A 14,384-nucleotide genomic window follows, 5' to 3' on the forward strand; every position below is an offset into this window, starting at 1 on the left:
GAGCGCATCCAGGCTCAGGATCGCCTCGCTCATGCCCGTTACGACCCGTGTTGCCCTGCTTGTTCTCGCCTTGCTGCTGAGTGCTTGCAGCAGTCGCGCTCCCTCTCCCCAGCCCACCTATATACCGCCTTCCACTGCGTCCCATTACCAGGGGGGCGCCGAGGATGTGCTGTTTCGTGCCCTGGGTTTGGTCGGTACACCCTACCGCTATGGCGGTAACACCCCGGATGGCGGCTTCGACTGCAGCGGCCTGATCGGTTACGTGTACCGGGATGCCGCGGGCATCAGTCTGCCGCGCTCGACCCGCGAGCTCAGCGCGATGCGCGCGCCCAACGTCCGGCGCGACGCCCTGCAGAGCGGCGATCTGGTGTTCTTCGCCACCAATGGCGGGCGCGCCGTCAGTCATGCCGGCATCTATGTCGGCGAGGGGCGCTTCGTCCATGCCCCTTCCACCGGCGGTACGGTGCGTCTGGACAGCCTGGCCAGCGGCTACTGGCAGGGCGTCTACCTCGATGCCAAACGCATCATCACCCCCGAACTGGCGCGCAATCCCTGAGGCGAGCGTGACTCAGCGTACGCTGCAACTCGACGACGCCCTCTACCAGTACCTGCTGGATGTCTCCCTGCGCGAGTCGCCGCTGCTCGCCCGCCTGCGTGAAGAAACCGCGCAGCTAAGCCAGGCGCGCTGGCAGATTGCGCCGGAGCAGGGGCAGTTCATGGCGCTGCTGGTGCGCCTCACCGGCGCCCGGCGGATCGTCGAGGTGGGCACTTTCACCGGCTACAGTGCGCTCTGCATGGCGCAGGCCCTGGGCGAGGGTGGGCGCCTGATCTGCTGCGACCTGCCTGGAGACTACAACGCCACGGCGCGCCGCTACTTCGCCGAGGCCGGGGTTGCCGAATCCATCGAGTGGCGGCTGGGCCCGGCGCTTGAAAGCCTGGCGGCGCTGGCTCGAGAGGGACAGGGCGTCTTCGACCTGATCTTCGTCGATGCCGACAAGGCCAACTATCCGGCCTACCTGGAGCAGGCCCTGTTTCTGCTGCGTCAGGGTGGCCTGCTGCTGTTCGACAATACCCTGTGGAGCGGTCGGGTGCTGCAACGCTCCCCCGACAGCGAAGACACGCGCGCGATCCAGGCGCTCAACCTGGCCCTGCGTGACGACCCGCGCATCGATCTGTCGCTGTTGCCGCTGGGCGACGGTCTGACGCTCTGCCGCAAGCGTTAGCCGGGTATGGCCGATCCCATCCGTTTGCCGCCTCAGCCCGAGGTTTGCGAGCTGTGCGCCAGGCCAGTCGCATTGACCCGCCACCATCTGATCCCCAAGGCCCTGCATGACAAGGTCTATGTACAGAAGCGCTATGCGCGGCATGAGCGCATTACCGCCACGCTCTGGGTCTGCCGGGCTTGCCATAACCAGATTCACCGCCTGTTCAGCGAAAAGGAGCTGGCGTTGACTTACAACAGCCGTGAGGCGCTATTGAGCGATGAGCGCATGCGTACCTTCGTTGAGTGGCTGGCGCGCAAACCACCGGGCTTCGTGCCGAAACATTGACTGTCGTTGACGCACGAGGCTGTCAGCCTCTACCCTGCGCGCCTTGCTTCAGGTGCCCCGCGTCGTCTCCATCGACGGCGCCGGGGTGAAACAGGGAAGCCGGTTCCAATGCCGGCGCTGCCCCCGCAACGGTAGGTGAGTCAAACGCTGTTTCAGGCCACTGTGCAATGCACGGGAAGGCGCAGCGTCGAACCTTTCAGGTTCGCTCACGAGCCCGGAGACCGGCCTGTCGCAGTTCCACGGCATCGCGGAGGGCGTTGTCCGGCCAGTGCTCCGCTTCTACCGGGGCCTCGGTGTTGCCTGCCTTCCGCTCGCCTGACCAGCCATTGGCGCCTGTATGAGGTCGCGCGGATCATCGCGATTCTTCATAGTCGTTCGCACTGTTCCTGAAGCAGGCAACGCGGGCACCTGACTTGCAGGAGCACAGCATGAGCGAATCCGCCGAACGCGACGCCCGCCACAAGGCGCGCATGCAGCGCAAGAAAGCCCTGATCGACGAGAAGATCGCCCAGGCCCAGGATGAATACGGCCTGCTGCTGGTGCACAGCGGAAACGGCAAGGGCAAGAGCAGCAGCGCCTTCGGTATGGTCGCGCGCGCCCTTGGCCACGGTATCAAGGTTGGCGTGGTGCAATTCATCAAGGGCGCGGCCAGCACCGGTGAGGAAACCTTCTTCCGCCGTTTCCCCGAGGAAGTCAGCTACCACGTGATGGGCGAGGGCTTCACCTGGGAGACCCAGGATCGTCAGCGCGACATCGCCAAGGCGCAGGAGGCCTGGGCCGTGGCCCGGCGTCTGCTCGGCGACGAGTCCGTTGGCCTGGTGGTGCTGGACGAGCTGAACATCGCCCTCAAGCACGGTTATCTCGAACTGGATGCGGTGCTGGCCGATATCGAGGCCCGGCCGCTGCTGCAGCACGTGGTGGTGACCGGCCGCGGTGCCCTGCCGGGGATGATCGAGGCGGCCGATACGGTCACCGAGATGAGCCTGGTCAAGCATGCGTTCAAGTCTGGCGTGAAGGCGCAGAAGGGCATCGAATTCTGATGACGACACGTCACTGTCCGGCGTTGCTGATCGCCGCCCCGGCTTCCGGCCAGGGCAAGACCACCGTCACCGCTGCGCTGGCACGTCTGCATACGCGCCAGGGTCGGCGCGTGCGGGTGTTCAAGTGCGGGCCTGATTTTCTCGACCCGATGATCCATGCCCGCGCAAGCGGCGCGCCGGTGTACCAGCTCGACCTGGCCATGGTCGGTGAGGCGGAGAGCCGTCGCCTGCTGTGGCAGGCTGCGGGCGAGGCGGATCTGATCCTCATCGAAGGGGTGATGGGCCTGTTCGACGGCAAACCCTCGGCGGCGGACCTGGCGCGTCATTTCGGCGTGCCGGTGCTGGGCGTGATCGACGGCGCGGCCATGGCGCAGACCTTCGGCGCCCTGGCCCATGGCCTGGCCACCTTCCAGCCCGATCTGCCCTTTGCCGGCGTGCTCGGCAATCGCGTTGCCAGCAGCCGTCATGGCGAGATCCTGCGCGATGCCCTGCCGCCGAGCATTCGCTGGTTCGGCGCCTTGCCGCGCAGCGCCGCGGTGGAGTTGCCCAGTCGCCATCTGGGCCTGGTGCAGGCCGCCGAGCTGGCGGATCTGGATGCGCGCCTGGACGCTGCCGCCGATGCGCTGGCGGCCAGTGCCGATGTCGACCTGCCGCCGGCGGTGAGTTTCGCCGCGCCGCCCATCAATGAACCCGCGCCCTTGTTGAAGGATGTGCGCATTGGCGTGGCGCGCGATGCGGCGTTCGCCTTCCTCTATCAGGCCAATCTCGATCTGCTGCAGGCTCTCGGCGCCGAGCTGCGCTATTTCTCGCCGCTGGCCGACAGCGCGCTGCCCGAAGTGGATAGCCTTTATCTGCCTGGCGGTTATCCCGAGCTGTATCTGGCCGAGCTTGCAGGCAATCAGGCCATGGCCGCGGCCATCCGTGCCCATCATCAGGACGGCAAGCCGCTGCTCGCCGAATGTGGCGGCATGCTCTATCTGCTCGACGAGCTGCGCGACAAGCAGGGCGCCAGCGGGCGCATGCTCGGCCTGCTGACGGGCAGCGCCGCATTGCAGCCGCGCCTGACCGCGCTGGCCCTGCAGGAGGTGACGCTGCCGGAGGGCGAGCTGCGTGGCCATAGCTACCATCACTCGCGCCTGGACAGCCCGCTCGAGCCGCTGGTGCGCGGGCGCTGTCCGAACGGCAAGCCGGTGGCCGAGGCGGTGTATCGCCTGGGGCGACTGACCGCCAGCTATATCCACTTCTACCTGCCGTCCAACCCGGAGGCAGCCGCCGCGCTGCTGCGCCCATGAGCGAGCACGCCTTCAGCCCCGAGGAGCGCGCGGCGGTGTACCGCGCCATCGCCGAGCGTCGTGACATGCGCCATTTCAGCGGTGGCGAGGTGCCGGCCGAGGTGTTGGCGCGCCTGCTCGAAGCCGCCCACCATGCGCCCAGCGTTGGCCTGATGCAGCCCTGGCGTTTCCTGCGCATCCGCGATGAGCAGCTGCGTGAGGCGGCCCATGCGCTGGTGGAGGCCGAGCGGGTACGCACCGCAGAGGCCCTGGGCGAGCGCAGCGACGAATTCATGCGGCTGAAGGTCGAGGGCATCCGCGATTGCGCCGAGCTGCTGGCGGTGGCGCTGATGGACGGACGCGATGCACATGTCTTCGGGCGACGCACGCTGCCGGAAATGGATATGGCCTCGGTGGCCTGCGCCATTCAGAATCTGTGGCTGGCCGCGCGCGCCGAAGGTCTTGGGCTGGGCTGGGTGTCGCTGTTCGATCCCGAAGCGCTGGCTGAGCTGCTGGGCATGCCGGCCGGCAGCAAGCCGGTGGCGCTGCTCTGTCTGGGGCCGGTGGATGCCTTCTATGAAAAACCCATGCTGGTGCAAGAGGGCTGGGCCACGCCTCGACCGCTGAGCGAGCTGCTGTTCGAGAATCGATGGGGAGTGCAGGGTGACTGAACAATGAGCCTGGCGCTGATCACCTGCGCCGGTGTGGCGCTGGACGCCGTGCTGGGCGAGCCAAGCCGCGCGCATCCGCTGGTGGCCTTCGGGCGCCTGGCCGATCGCCTGGAGCAGCGCTTCAACCCGGCCGGCGGTGGCTGGCGCAGCCATGGCGTCACCGCCTGGTGCCTGGCAGTGCTGCCGCTGACCCTGCTCACCTGGCTGCTGGTGCAGATCAGCGGGTTGGGCTGGGCGGTGGAGATCTTCGCCCTGTATTTCGCCATTGGCCTGCGCAGTCTTTACGAGCACGCGCAGCCGGTGGCCCGCGCGCTGCGTCTGGGCGATCTGCAGCTGGCACGCGAGCGGGTCGGCTGGATGGTCAGCCGCAACACCGCCGAGCTGGACGCCACCGGCGTGGCCCGCGCCGGTACCGAGTCGGTGCTGGAGAACGGTTCCGATGCGGTATTCGCCGCCTTGTTCTGGTTCATCGTCGCCGGTGCGCCCGGCGTGGTGCTGTACCGCCTGAGCAATACCCTGGACGCCATGTGGGGCTATCGCAACGAGCGCTTCGAGCGCTTCGGCTGGGCGGCGGCGAAGATTGATGACCTACTCAATTACATCCCGGCGCGCCTGGTGGCGCTGACCTATGCGCTGCTCGGGAATACCCTTCTGGCGCTGCGCTGCTGGCGCCGGCAGGCGCCATTGTGGGACAGTCCCAATGCTGGCCCGGTGATGGCCGCTGGTGCCGGCAGCCTGGGTGTGAGTCTGGGCGGCGCCGCCGAATACCACGGCGAGCTGCATGAGCGCCCGCAGCTGGGCGAGGGCCCTGCGCCGCGCGCGCGGGATATCGAACGGGCGATGAACCGGGTCGTTGCCGGCGTTGGCCTGTGGTTGCTGTGCCTGATGATCTGGGAGGTGCTGGGTGCTTGAACACGGAGGTCGACTGCGCGCGGCGGCGCAGCGCTATGGCATCCCCCTGGAGGACTGGCTGGACCTGTCCACCGGTATCGCCCCCTATGGCTGGGATCTGCCGCCGGTTCCCGCTCAGGCCTGGGCGCGGTTGCCCGAGATCAACGATGGCCTGGAGGCGGCCGCGCGCGATTATTACGGCGCCGCCAGCCTGTTGCCGGTGGCCGGTTCGCAGGCGGCGATCCAGGCTCTGCCACGGCTGCGCACGCACAGCAACGTGGGCATCCTCGCGCCGACCTACGCCGAGCACGCCGCGGCCTGGCGCCGCGAAGGCCATCGCATCACCAAGCTCAGCGAAGGCTCGGTGCATCGCGCGCTGCCGCAGCTCGACGTCCTGCTGGTGGTCAATCCCAACAACCCGACCGGGCGTCTGATCGAGCCGGCGCGCCTGCTCGACTGGCACGACGAGCTGGCCGAACGCGGCGGCTGGCTGGTGGTCGACGAAGCCTTCATCGACTGCACGCCGCAGCACAGCCTGGCGGCCTACAGCGACATGCCGGGGCTGATCGTGCTGCGCTCGTTCGGCAAGTTCTTCGGTCTGGCCGGCCTGCGTCTGGGCTTCGTGCTGGCGGCGCAGGCCTTGCTGGATGAGCTGGAAGCGCTGCTCGGGCCCTGGGCGGTCAGCGGTCCGGCGCGCAGCATCGCCCGCCAGCTGCTTGCTGACAGCGACGGCCAGCGCCGCCAGCGCGAGCGTTTGCTGGCCGATGGCGAGCGTCTGGCGGCGCTGCTGCGCGACTGCGGCCTGCCGCCTACCGGCGGTTCGGCGCTGTTCCAGTTCTGCTGCACGCGCCGTGCGGTGCCCTGCATGGAGCTGCTGGCACGGCGCGGCATTCTGATCAGGCTGTTCGCCGAGCTGGACAGCCTGCGCTTCGGCCTGCCGGCAGACGAGGCCGGCTGGCTGCGCCTGGAGCAGGGCTTGCTGGACTGCGCGCCGATCCTCGCCAGCCTTGAGGAAACCTCCTGATGCCAACCCTGATGGTGCAGGGCACCACTTCCGATGCCGGCAAGAGTACCCTGGTGACGGCGCTGTGCCGCTGGGCGCGGCGCCAGGGCGTCTCCGTGGCGCCATTCAAGCCGCAGAACATGGCGCTCAACTCGGCAGTGACCGCCGATGGCGGCGAGATCGGGCGGGCCCAGGCGGTGCAAGCACAGGCCGCCGGCCTGGCGCCGCACACCGACATGAACCCGGTGCTGCTCAAGCCCAACAGCGACATGGGCGCCCAGGTGATCATCCACGGCCGCGCCATCGGCAACATGCAGGCGCTGACCTACCACGGCTACAAGCCGGTGGCGATGGCGGCAGTGCTGGAATCCCACGCCCGCCTGGTCGAGCGCCACCAGCTGGTGCTGGTCGAGGGCGCCGGTTCGCCGGCCGAGATCAACCTGCGCGCCGGCGACATCGCCAACATGGGCTTCGCCGAGGCGGTGGACTGTCCGGTGATCCTGATCGCCGACATCGACAAGGGCGGCGTGTTCGCCCATCTGGTCGGCACCCTGGAGCTGCTCAGCCCCAGCGAACAGGCGCGGATCAGGGGCTTCGTGATCAACCGTTTTCGCGGCGATATCGCCCTGCTCAAACCGGGGCTGGACTGGCTGGAGCAGCGCACCGGCAAGCCGGTGCTCGGCGTGCTGCCGTACCTGACGGACTTTCACCTGGAAGCCGAAGACGCCGTCGATACCCGTCAGCAGGCCAAGAGCGCGCAGGCGCTGCGCGTGGTGGTGCCGGTGCTGCCGCGCATCAGCAACCATACCGATTTCGACCCGCTGCGCCTGCATCCGCAGGTGCAGCTGACCTTCGTCGGGCCGGGCCAGGCCATCCCGCCGGCCGACCTGATCATCCTGCCCGGCTCCAAGAGCGTGCGCGCCGACCTGGCCCGGCTGCGCGAGCAGGGCTGGGACACGGCCATCGCCCGCCATCTGCGCTATGGCGGCAAACTGCTGGGCATCTGCGGCGGCCTGCAGATGCTCGGTCGGCAGATTCACGATCCGCATGGCCTGGAAGGCGCTGCCGGCAGCAGCGAGGGCCTCGGCCTGCTGGATTTCGAGACGGTGCTGGAGCCGGAGAAACAGTTGCGCAACGTGCGTGGCCAGCTGTGCCTGGAGCAGGCGCAGGTCAGCGGTTACGAGATTCACGCTGGCGTCAGTCGCGGGCCGGGCCTCAATGGCGCCGTGCAGCTTGACGACGGCCGCAGCGACGGCGGACTCAGCGCCGACGGTCAGGTGCTCGGGACCTACCTGCATGGCCTGTTCGAGCAGCCCTCGGCGTTCGCCGCACTACTGCGCTGGGCCGGGCTGCATGAAGTACAGACGGTGGATTACCAGGCCCTGCGCGAGCGCGATATCGAGCGCCTGGCCGACCAGGTGGAACTGCACCTGGATAACGAGCAGCTCAGGATGCTTTGTGGCATCCGCTAGGGTAGCGCGGAGCTGGCTCACCGCCAGAGCGATTGAATGGTGCGCACGGCGCACCCTACGGAGTGACGATGCTTGAACTGATCCTCGGCGGTGCCCGTTCCGGCAAGAGCCGCCTGGCCGAGAGGCTGGCCGACGAGTCCGGGCTGGAGGTGGTTTACATCGCCACCAGCCAGCCGCTCGACGGCGAGATGAACGAGCGGGTTGCCCAGCACCGCGCCCGGCGTCCGGCGCATTGGGCGCTGGTGGAGGAGCCGCTGGCGCTGGCCCGTGTGCTGCAGGAAGAGGCCGCTTCCGGGCGCTGCCTGCTGGTGGACTGCCTGACCCTGTGGCTGACCAATCTGCTGATGCTGGAGGACGCGCAGCGCCTGAATGCCGAGCGCGAGGCGCTGCTCGCTTGTGTGGCGCAATTGCCCGGGCGCATTCTGCTGGTCAGCAACGAGACCGGCCTGGGCGTGGTGCCATTGGGCGAACTCACCCGGCGTTATGTCGATGAGGCCGGCTGGCTGCACCAGGCGCTGGCCGAACGCAGCCAGCGCGTGCTGTTCACCGTTGCCGGCCTGCCGATGACCCTCAAGGGAGATGCCCTATGAAACTGCAATGGTGGCAGGGGCCGTGCCAACCGCTCGACCACGTGGCTCGAACCAAGGCCGAAAGCCGTCAGCAGCAGCTGACCAAGCCCGCCGGCTCGCTGGGGCGTCTGGAAAAACTGGCCATTCATCTGGCCGCGCTGCAGGGGCGCGAAAGGCCCAGCCTGGACAAGCTGTGGATCGCCATCTTCGCCGGCGACCATGGCGTGGTCGTCGAGGGAGTGTCCGCCTACCCGCAGGCGGTGACCGGGCAGATGCTGGCCAACTTCGTCAGCGGTGGTGCGGCGATCAGCGTACTGGCGCGCGAACTCGATGCGGCGCTGGAGGTGATCGACCTGGGCACCGCCGAGCCGCTGCCGCCGTTGCCCGGCGTGCGCCACCTGTACGTTGGCGCCGGTACGCAGAATCTCGCCCGTGAGCCGGCCATGACCCTGTCGCAGCTGCTAATCTGCCTGGAGGCCGGCCGCGACAGCCTGCTGCGCGCACGGGCGGTGGGGTGCGACCTGTTCGTCGGTGGCGAGATGGGCATCGGCAACACCACGGCAGCGGCGGCGCTGGCCTGCTGGTTGCTGGGTTGCCCGGCAAGCGAGCTGGCCGGTCCTGGGACGGGCCTGGACGGTGCAGGTGTGGCGCACAAGGCGCGGGTGATCGATGCGGCGCTGGCCCTGCACCATGCGCAGATCGACGGCCCGTTACAGGCGCTGGTCCACCTGGGCGGCTTCGAGATCGCTGCGCTCACCGGCGCTTACCTGGCGGCTGCGCAGCAGGGCATCGCGGTACTGGTCGATGGCTTTATCTGCAGCGTCGCGGCCTTGCTGGCGGTGCGCCTGAATCCGGGCTGCCGCGACTGGCTGCTGTTCGCCCACCATGGCGCCGAACCCGGTCATGTGCGCGTGCTGCAGGCATTGGGCGCCGAACCCTTGCTGGAGCTGGGGCTGCGCCTGGGCGAGGGCAGCGGGGCGGCTTTGGCGGTGCCGCTATTGCGCCTGGCCTGCAGCCTGCACGGGCAGATGGCGACCTTCGCCGAGGCGGCCGTGGCGCAGAGGCCGCAATGATGCTTGAGCTGGAACTGCTGCGTCATGGCGAAACCGAGCAGGGCGGCGGGCTACGCGGCAGCCTCGACGATGCGCTGACCGAGCAGGGCTGGGCGCAGCTGCGCGCCGCCGTGCAGGGAGCGGGGCCCTGGGATCGTCTGATCAGCTCGCCGCTGCAGCGCTGCGCGCGCTTCGCCGAGGAGGTGGCGGCGGACCAGGCGTTGCCACTGCACTACGAGCCGGGGCTGCAGGAGCTGCATTTCGGCGACTGGGAAGGGCGTAGCGCCGCGCAGTTGATGGAAACTCATGCCGAGGCGCTGGGCCAATTCTGGGCCGACCCCTACACCTTCACGCCACCCAACGGCGAGCCGCTGCTGCAGTTCGAGGCCCGCGTGTTGGCTGCGCTGCAAGGCCTGGCGCTGGCCCATGCCGGCCAGCGCCTGCTGCTGATCACCCACGGCGGCGTGATGCGCCTGCTGCTGGCGCGCGCACGCGGTCTGCCGCGCCAGGATCTGCTGCAGGTCAACGTCGGCTATGCCCAGCGCTTTCGCCTGCGCCTGGCTGCCGACGGGCAACTGACGGAGCTGGCATGATCGCGCCACGGATCGCCCTGCAGTTTCTCACCCGTCTGCCGGTCAGCCTGCCGGGTATGCCGACGCCCGAGCAGATCGGCCGCTCGCTGCTCTGGTATCCGGCGGTGGGGCTGCTGCTCGGCCTGCTGCTATGGCTCGCCCATCTGCTGCTGGGGCAGACGCCGGACGTGCTGCAGGCGGCGATCATTCTGGCGTTGTGGGTGGGCTTGAGCGGCGGCCTGCATCTGGACGGCCTGGCCGATACGGCCGATGCCTGGGTTGGCGGCTTCGGCGACCCCGAGCGCACCCTGGCAATCATGAAGGATCCACGCAGCGGCCCCATCGCCGTGGTGGTACTGGTGCTGCTGTTGCTGCTCAAGTTCGCCGCATTGCTGATCCTGTTGCAGGCCGGGCAGGGCATCTATCTGGTGCTGCTGCCCTGGCTGGGGCGCAGCCTGCTGCCGCTGCTGCTGGCGACCACGCCCTACGTGCGCGCCGGCGGTCTGGGGCAGGCATTGGTCGATCATCTGCCGCGCAGGCAGTTGCTCTGGGTGCTGGGTGGGCATGTGGCGGCCATGTTGCTGCTGGGCTGGGGGGCATTGATTGCCCTGGCCACGGCCCTGGCACTGTTCGTCTGGCTGCGCCGCGCCCTGTTGCAGCGCCTGGGCGGCACCACGGGCGATACCGCCGGCGCGCTGCTCGAGCTGGCCGAGTGCGCGGCACTGCTGGCCCTGGCGCTGAGCCTCTGAACGCAACTGTTACGCAGACACGGCCGGCAACTGTATGAGTACCGATGACTGATACGGGTATATACCTGTATCCATGTTGCCGACTTCCTGCCTCTGTACCCAACTGCGCCGCGCCAGCCGCGGCGTGACCCGTCGCTACGATGACGCCCTGGCTGCCGTCGGGCTCGGTGCCGCGCAGTTTTCCCTGTTGCGCCACGTGCAGCGGCTCGGGCAGCCGAGTATTTCCGCGCTGGCCGAAGCCATGGGGCTGGATCGCAGCACCCTGGGACGCAACCTGCGGGTACTACAGGAGCAGGAGCTGCTGCAACTGGGAGAAGGGCGCGATTTGCGTGCTCGCGAGGTACGGCTCACAGAGGCCGGCCTGCAACGTATCGAACAGGCGCTGCCGCTGTGGGAGCAGGTGCAGCGCGAGCTGAACGCGCGGCTGGGCGAGGATCGCCGCGCGGAACTGATGAAACTGCTCGAAGAACTGGCCTGATCGGCCCTTTACTGCCTACACGGCCGCAGGCGGCCGTCTGCTGGAGATCACGATGACAACTGCATGGCGTTCGTCCACCTGGCTGCTGCTTGGCGCCTCGCTAATCCTGGCGCTGTCGTTGGGTACCCGCCACGGCTTCGGCCTGTTCCTGCCGCCGATGAGTGCGGAGTTCGGCTGGGGCCGTGAGGTGTTCGCCTTCGCCATCGCCCTGCAGAACCTGATCTGGGGCCTGGCGCAGCCGATCACCGGGGCGCTGGCCGACCGTTTCGGTGCGCGCAAGGCCATCATCACCGGCGGCGTGCTCTATGTGCTCGGGTTGGTGCTGATGGGCATGTCCGATTCCCCGCTGTCGTTGTCGCTGAGCGCCGGGCTGCTGATCGGCATCGGCCTGTCCGGCACCTCGTTCTCGGTGATCCTCGGCGTGGTTGGCCGTGCCGTGCCGGTGGAGAAGCGCAGCATGGCCATGGGCATTGCCGCGGCCGCCGGCTCCTTCGGCCAGTTCGCCATGCTGCCCGGCACGCTGGGGCTGATCGGTTGGCTGGGTTGGTCGGCGGCGCTGCTGGCGCTTGGCCTGCTGGTGGCGTTGATTCTGCCCTTGGCGGCGATGATTCGTGAGCAGCCGCAGGCGCAACCGACCGGGCATGAGCAGACGCTGGTCGAGGCGCTGCGCGAGGCGGCCGGGCATTCCGGCTTCTGGCTGCTGGCACTGGGCTTCTTCGTCTGCGGCTTCCAGGTGGTGTTCGTTGCCGTGCACCTGCCGGCCTACCTGGTCGATCATCATCTGCCGGCACTGACCGGCACTACGGTGCTGGCCCTGGTGGGGCTGTTCAATATCTTCGGTACCTACATCGCCGGCTGGCTCGGCGGGCGCATGGCCAAGCCGCGCCTGCTCAGCGCCCTGTACCTGCTGCGCGGGGTGGTGATCGCGCTGTTCATCGCAGCGCCGCTGACGCAGTGGAGCGCCTATCTGTTCGGTATCGCCATGGGTCTGCTGTGGCTGTCGACCGTGCCGCTGACCAATGGCACGGTGGCCACCCTGTTCGGTGTGCGCAACCTGTCGATGCTCGGCGGTATCGTGTTCCTCTTCCACCAGCTCGGCTCCTTCCTCGGCGGCTGGCTGGGCGGCTATCTCTATGACACCACCGGCAGCTACGACCTGGTCTGGCAGATCTCCATCGGCCTGAGCGTGATGGCCGCCGCGCTCAACTGGCCGGTGCGCGAAGTGCCGGTGGCGCGCCTGCAGGGGGCGCCGGCGTGAGCCGCAAGGCACTGACATTCGGCGCCGTGGCAGTGGGCCTTGGCCTGCTGCTGGCGCTCGCCTGGTGGGGCTGGCGCCAGGGCGGGCTGGCCCTGCTGCAATTGGGCTTGGGCATTTGCTAGTTGCCTGGCGCATGCCCTGCGAGTAGCGTGGCAAGACCGCGTTATCGCTCGAGGTCACCGTCATGTCGCTTCATCGTCTTGCCTGCTCCTTGCTGCTCTCCAGCCTGGCATTGCCGGTGCTGGCCGCCGAATGTCCGGCACTGCTGCAGGGAGAATTGCCCAAGCTGCGCGCCAAGGGTGAGAGCGTCGAACTCTGCCAGTTCGCCGGCAAGCCGCTGGTGGTGGTCAATACCGCCAGCTTCTGCGGCTTCACCCCGCAATTCAAAGGGCTCGAAGCGCTTTATCAGCGTTACAAGGATCAGGGCCTGGAAGTGCTGGGCGTGCCGTCCGACGATTTCCGTCAGGAGGCCGACAGCAGCGAGGAAACCGCCACCGTCTGCTACGTCAACTACGGCGTGACCTTCGCCATGACCGAGCCGCAGCCGGTTTCCGGGGGCAATGCCATTCCCCTGTTCAAGGGCCTGGCCGAGCAGAGCAGGGCGCCGCGCTGGAACTTCTTCAAATATGTGGTCGACCGTCAGGGCAAGGTGGTGGCCAGTTTTTCCAGCCTGACCAAGCCGGATGATCCCGAGCTGGTCGCCGCGGTGGAGAAGGCAATCGCCTCGCAACCCTGAGACCTGACTCACGGCCCTTCACCCATCTGGGCGATGGGCCGCCTCCGCCTGCCTGCCTAGACTGGCCAGGCGCCGGACGCAGTAACCCCGGCGTGCCCGACAAGAACAATAAGGAGGCACCCATGCGTCGCGTCTTTACCACTGCTGTCGCCAGTCTGGCCCTGCTCGGCGCCGTCCAGGCCCAGGCCAACTACACCCAGACCAAGTACCCGATCGTGCTGGTTCACGGCATCACCGGCTTCAACACCATCGGTGGCCTGGTCAACTACTTCCACACCATCCCCTGGAACCTCGAGCGCGATGGCGCGCGGGTTCACGTCGCCAGTGTCGCCGCCTTCAACGACAGCGAGCAGCGCGGTGCCGAGCTGGCCCGGCAGATCGTGCCCTGGGCCGCGGCCGGTGGCGGCAAGGTCAACCTGATCGGCCACAGCCAGGGCTCGCCGACCTCCCGCGTGGCCGCCTCGCTGCGCCCGGATCTGGTCGCCTCGGTGACCTCGATCAATGGCGTGAACAAGGGCTCGAAGGTCGCCGATGTGGTGCGTGGCGTGATTCCCGCCGGCGGGTTGATCGAGGGTGGCGCCAATGCCATCGCCAATGCACTGGGCTCGCTGATCAACCTGCTCTCCGGGGCCAGCAACCCGCAGAGCGGCATCGATGCTCTGGCGACCCTGACTACGCCGGGCACCAACGCGCTGAACGGTCGCCATCCCTGGGGCATCAACAATTCCAGCTACTGCGCCAAGTCCAGCGAAGTGCACAACGTGCGCGGCCACAACATTCGCTACTACTCCTGGACCGGTAACGTCGCCTACACCAACGTGCTCGATGCCGCCGATCCCTTCCTGGCCTTCACCGGCCTGGTGTTCGGCAGCGAGAAGAACGATGGCCTGGTCGGCGTCTGTGCCACCTACCTGGGGCAGGTGCTCGGCGACAGCTACAACATGAACCACGTCGATGCGATCAACCATCTGTTCGGCATTCGCGGCTGGACCGAGCCGGTATCGCTGTACCGCCAGCACGCCAACCGCCTGAAGGGCAAAGGCATCTGATTTCGGCAATGGCGGCGGGGTGA

At 67.9% G+C, this 14,384-nt stretch carries 18 protein-coding genes and 1 riboswitch; all 18 genes read left to right on the plus strand.

Annotation, left to right across the window (positions count from 1 at the left end):
* Positions 1 to 31: 31 nt before the first annotated feature.
* The 18 genes from L1F06_RS08350 (at position 32) to L1F06_RS08430 (ending at position 14,361) form a co-directional block, all read left to right on the plus strand.
* Positions 32 to 556 (plus strand): C40 family peptidase, encoded by a 525-nt coding sequence (locus tag L1F06_RS08350; protein WP_129483074.1) that lies wholly within the window; start codon positions 32 to 34, stop codon positions 554 to 556.
* Between the two features lie 7 nt (positions 557 to 563).
* Positions 564 to 1,223, plus strand: a complete 660-nt coding sequence (locus tag L1F06_RS08355) for an O-methyltransferase (protein ID WP_129483073.1) — start codon at positions 564 to 566, stop codon at positions 1,221 to 1,223.
* Between the two features lie 6 nt (positions 1,224 to 1,229).
* Positions 1,230 to 1,550, plus strand: a complete 321-nt coding sequence (locus L1F06_RS08360) for a hypothetical protein (protein WP_003244541.1) — start codon at positions 1,230 to 1,232, stop codon at positions 1,548 to 1,550.
* A 33-nt stretch (positions 1,551 to 1,583) separates the two neighbouring features.
* Positions 1,584 to 1,794: riboswitch (cobalamin riboswitch) on the plus strand.
* Positions 1,795 to 1,978: 184 nt separating this feature from the next.
* Positions 1,979 to 2,590 carry a cob(I)yrinic acid a,c-diamide adenosyltransferase gene (gene cobO, locus L1F06_RS08365; protein WP_096826807.1) on the plus strand — a complete coding sequence of 204 codons (612 nt, stop codon included), beginning with the start codon at positions 1,979 to 1,981 and terminating at the stop codon, positions 2,588 to 2,590.
* Positions 2,590 to 3,882, plus strand: coding sequence for a cobyrinic acid a,c-diamide synthase CobB (locus tag L1F06_RS08370; protein ID WP_129483072.1), 1,293 nt, complete (start codon positions 2,590 to 2,592; stop codon positions 3,880 to 3,882). The genes cobO and L1F06_RS08370 overlap by 1 nt, the downstream gene beginning before the upstream one ends.
* On the plus strand, positions 3,879 to 4,532 hold the full coding sequence (gene bluB, locus L1F06_RS08375) for a 5,6-dimethylbenzimidazole synthase (protein WP_129483071.1): 654 nt from the start codon (positions 3,879 to 3,881) through the stop codon (positions 4,530 to 4,532). Before L1F06_RS08370 ends, bluB begins: the two co-directional genes overlap by 4 nt.
* Positions 4,533 to 4,535: 3 nt before the next feature.
* On the plus strand, positions 4,536 to 5,444 hold the full coding sequence (gene cbiB, locus L1F06_RS08380) for an adenosylcobinamide-phosphate synthase CbiB (protein WP_129483070.1): 909 nt from the start codon (positions 4,536 to 4,538) through the stop codon (positions 5,442 to 5,444).
* Complete coding sequence (cobD, locus tag L1F06_RS08385; RefSeq protein WP_129483069.1) at positions 5,437 to 6,447, plus strand: threonine-phosphate decarboxylase CobD; 1,011 nt, start codon at positions 5,437 to 5,439, stop codon at positions 6,445 to 6,447. Before cbiB ends, cobD begins: the two co-directional genes overlap by 8 nt.
* Complete coding sequence (locus tag L1F06_RS08390; RefSeq protein ID WP_012018259.1) at positions 6,447 to 7,898, plus strand: cobyric acid synthase; 1,452 nt, start codon at positions 6,447 to 6,449, stop codon at positions 7,896 to 7,898. Before cobD ends, L1F06_RS08390 begins: the two co-directional genes overlap by 1 nt.
* Before the next feature lie 68 nt (positions 7,899 to 7,966).
* Entirely contained in the window at positions 7,967 to 8,488 is a 522-nt protein-coding gene (gene cobU / locus L1F06_RS08395; RefSeq protein WP_129483068.1) for a bifunctional adenosylcobinamide kinase/adenosylcobinamide-phosphate guanylyltransferase, read from the plus strand.
* Positions 8,485 to 9,540: a nicotinate-nucleotide--dimethylbenzimidazole phosphoribosyltransferase gene (gene cobT / locus L1F06_RS08400; protein ID WP_129483067.1), complete on the plus strand. Its 1,056-nt coding sequence runs from the start codon at positions 8,485 to 8,487 to the stop codon at positions 9,538 to 9,540. The genes cobU and cobT overlap by 4 nt, the downstream gene beginning before the upstream one ends.
* A complete protein-coding gene (gene cobC, locus L1F06_RS08405; protein WP_252576750.1) occupies positions 9,537 to 10,112 on the plus strand; it encodes an alpha-ribazole phosphatase family protein in 576 nt (191 codons plus the stop codon). The genes cobT and cobC overlap by 4 nt, the downstream gene beginning before the upstream one ends.
* A complete protein-coding gene (locus L1F06_RS08410; protein WP_129483066.1) occupies positions 10,109 to 10,840 on the plus strand; it encodes an adenosylcobinamide-GDP ribazoletransferase in 732 nt (243 codons plus the stop codon). The genes cobC and L1F06_RS08410 overlap by 4 nt, the downstream gene beginning before the upstream one ends.
* Positions 10,841 to 10,913: 73 nt before the next feature.
* Positions 10,914 to 11,318, plus strand: coding sequence for a MarR family winged helix-turn-helix transcriptional regulator (locus L1F06_RS08415; RefSeq protein WP_129483065.1), 405 nt, complete (start codon positions 10,914 to 10,916; stop codon positions 11,316 to 11,318).
* A gap of 52 nt (positions 11,319 to 11,370) precedes the next feature.
* Positions 11,371 to 12,576 carry an MFS transporter gene (locus L1F06_RS08420; RefSeq protein WP_003244563.1) on the plus strand — a complete coding sequence of 402 codons (1,206 nt, stop codon included), beginning with the start codon at positions 11,371 to 11,373 and terminating at the stop codon, positions 12,574 to 12,576.
* On the plus strand, positions 12,573 to 12,698 hold the full coding sequence (locus L1F06_RS24935; protein WP_269767852.1) for a hypothetical protein: 126 nt from the start codon (positions 12,573 to 12,575) through the stop codon (positions 12,696 to 12,698). The genes L1F06_RS08420 and L1F06_RS24935 overlap by 4 nt, the downstream gene beginning before the upstream one ends.
* Positions 12,699 to 12,760: 62 nt before the next feature.
* A complete protein-coding gene (locus tag L1F06_RS08425) occupies positions 12,761 to 13,312 on the plus strand; it encodes a glutathione peroxidase (protein WP_012018264.1) in 552 nt (183 codons plus the stop codon).
* Between the two features lie 122 nt (positions 13,313 to 13,434).
* Complete coding sequence (locus L1F06_RS08430) at positions 13,435 to 14,361, plus strand: esterase/lipase family protein (protein ID WP_003244569.1); 927 nt, start codon at positions 13,435 to 13,437, stop codon at positions 14,359 to 14,361.
* The last annotated feature ends 23 nt before the right edge of the window (positions 14,362 to 14,384 follow it).

Origin of the sequence: Pseudomonas hydrolytica, from assembly GCF_021495345.1 — a bacterium.
In the GTDB taxonomy this organism is placed as follows: Bacteria; Pseudomonadota; Gammaproteobacteria; order Pseudomonadales; family Pseudomonadaceae; genus Aquipseudomonas; species Aquipseudomonas hydrolytica.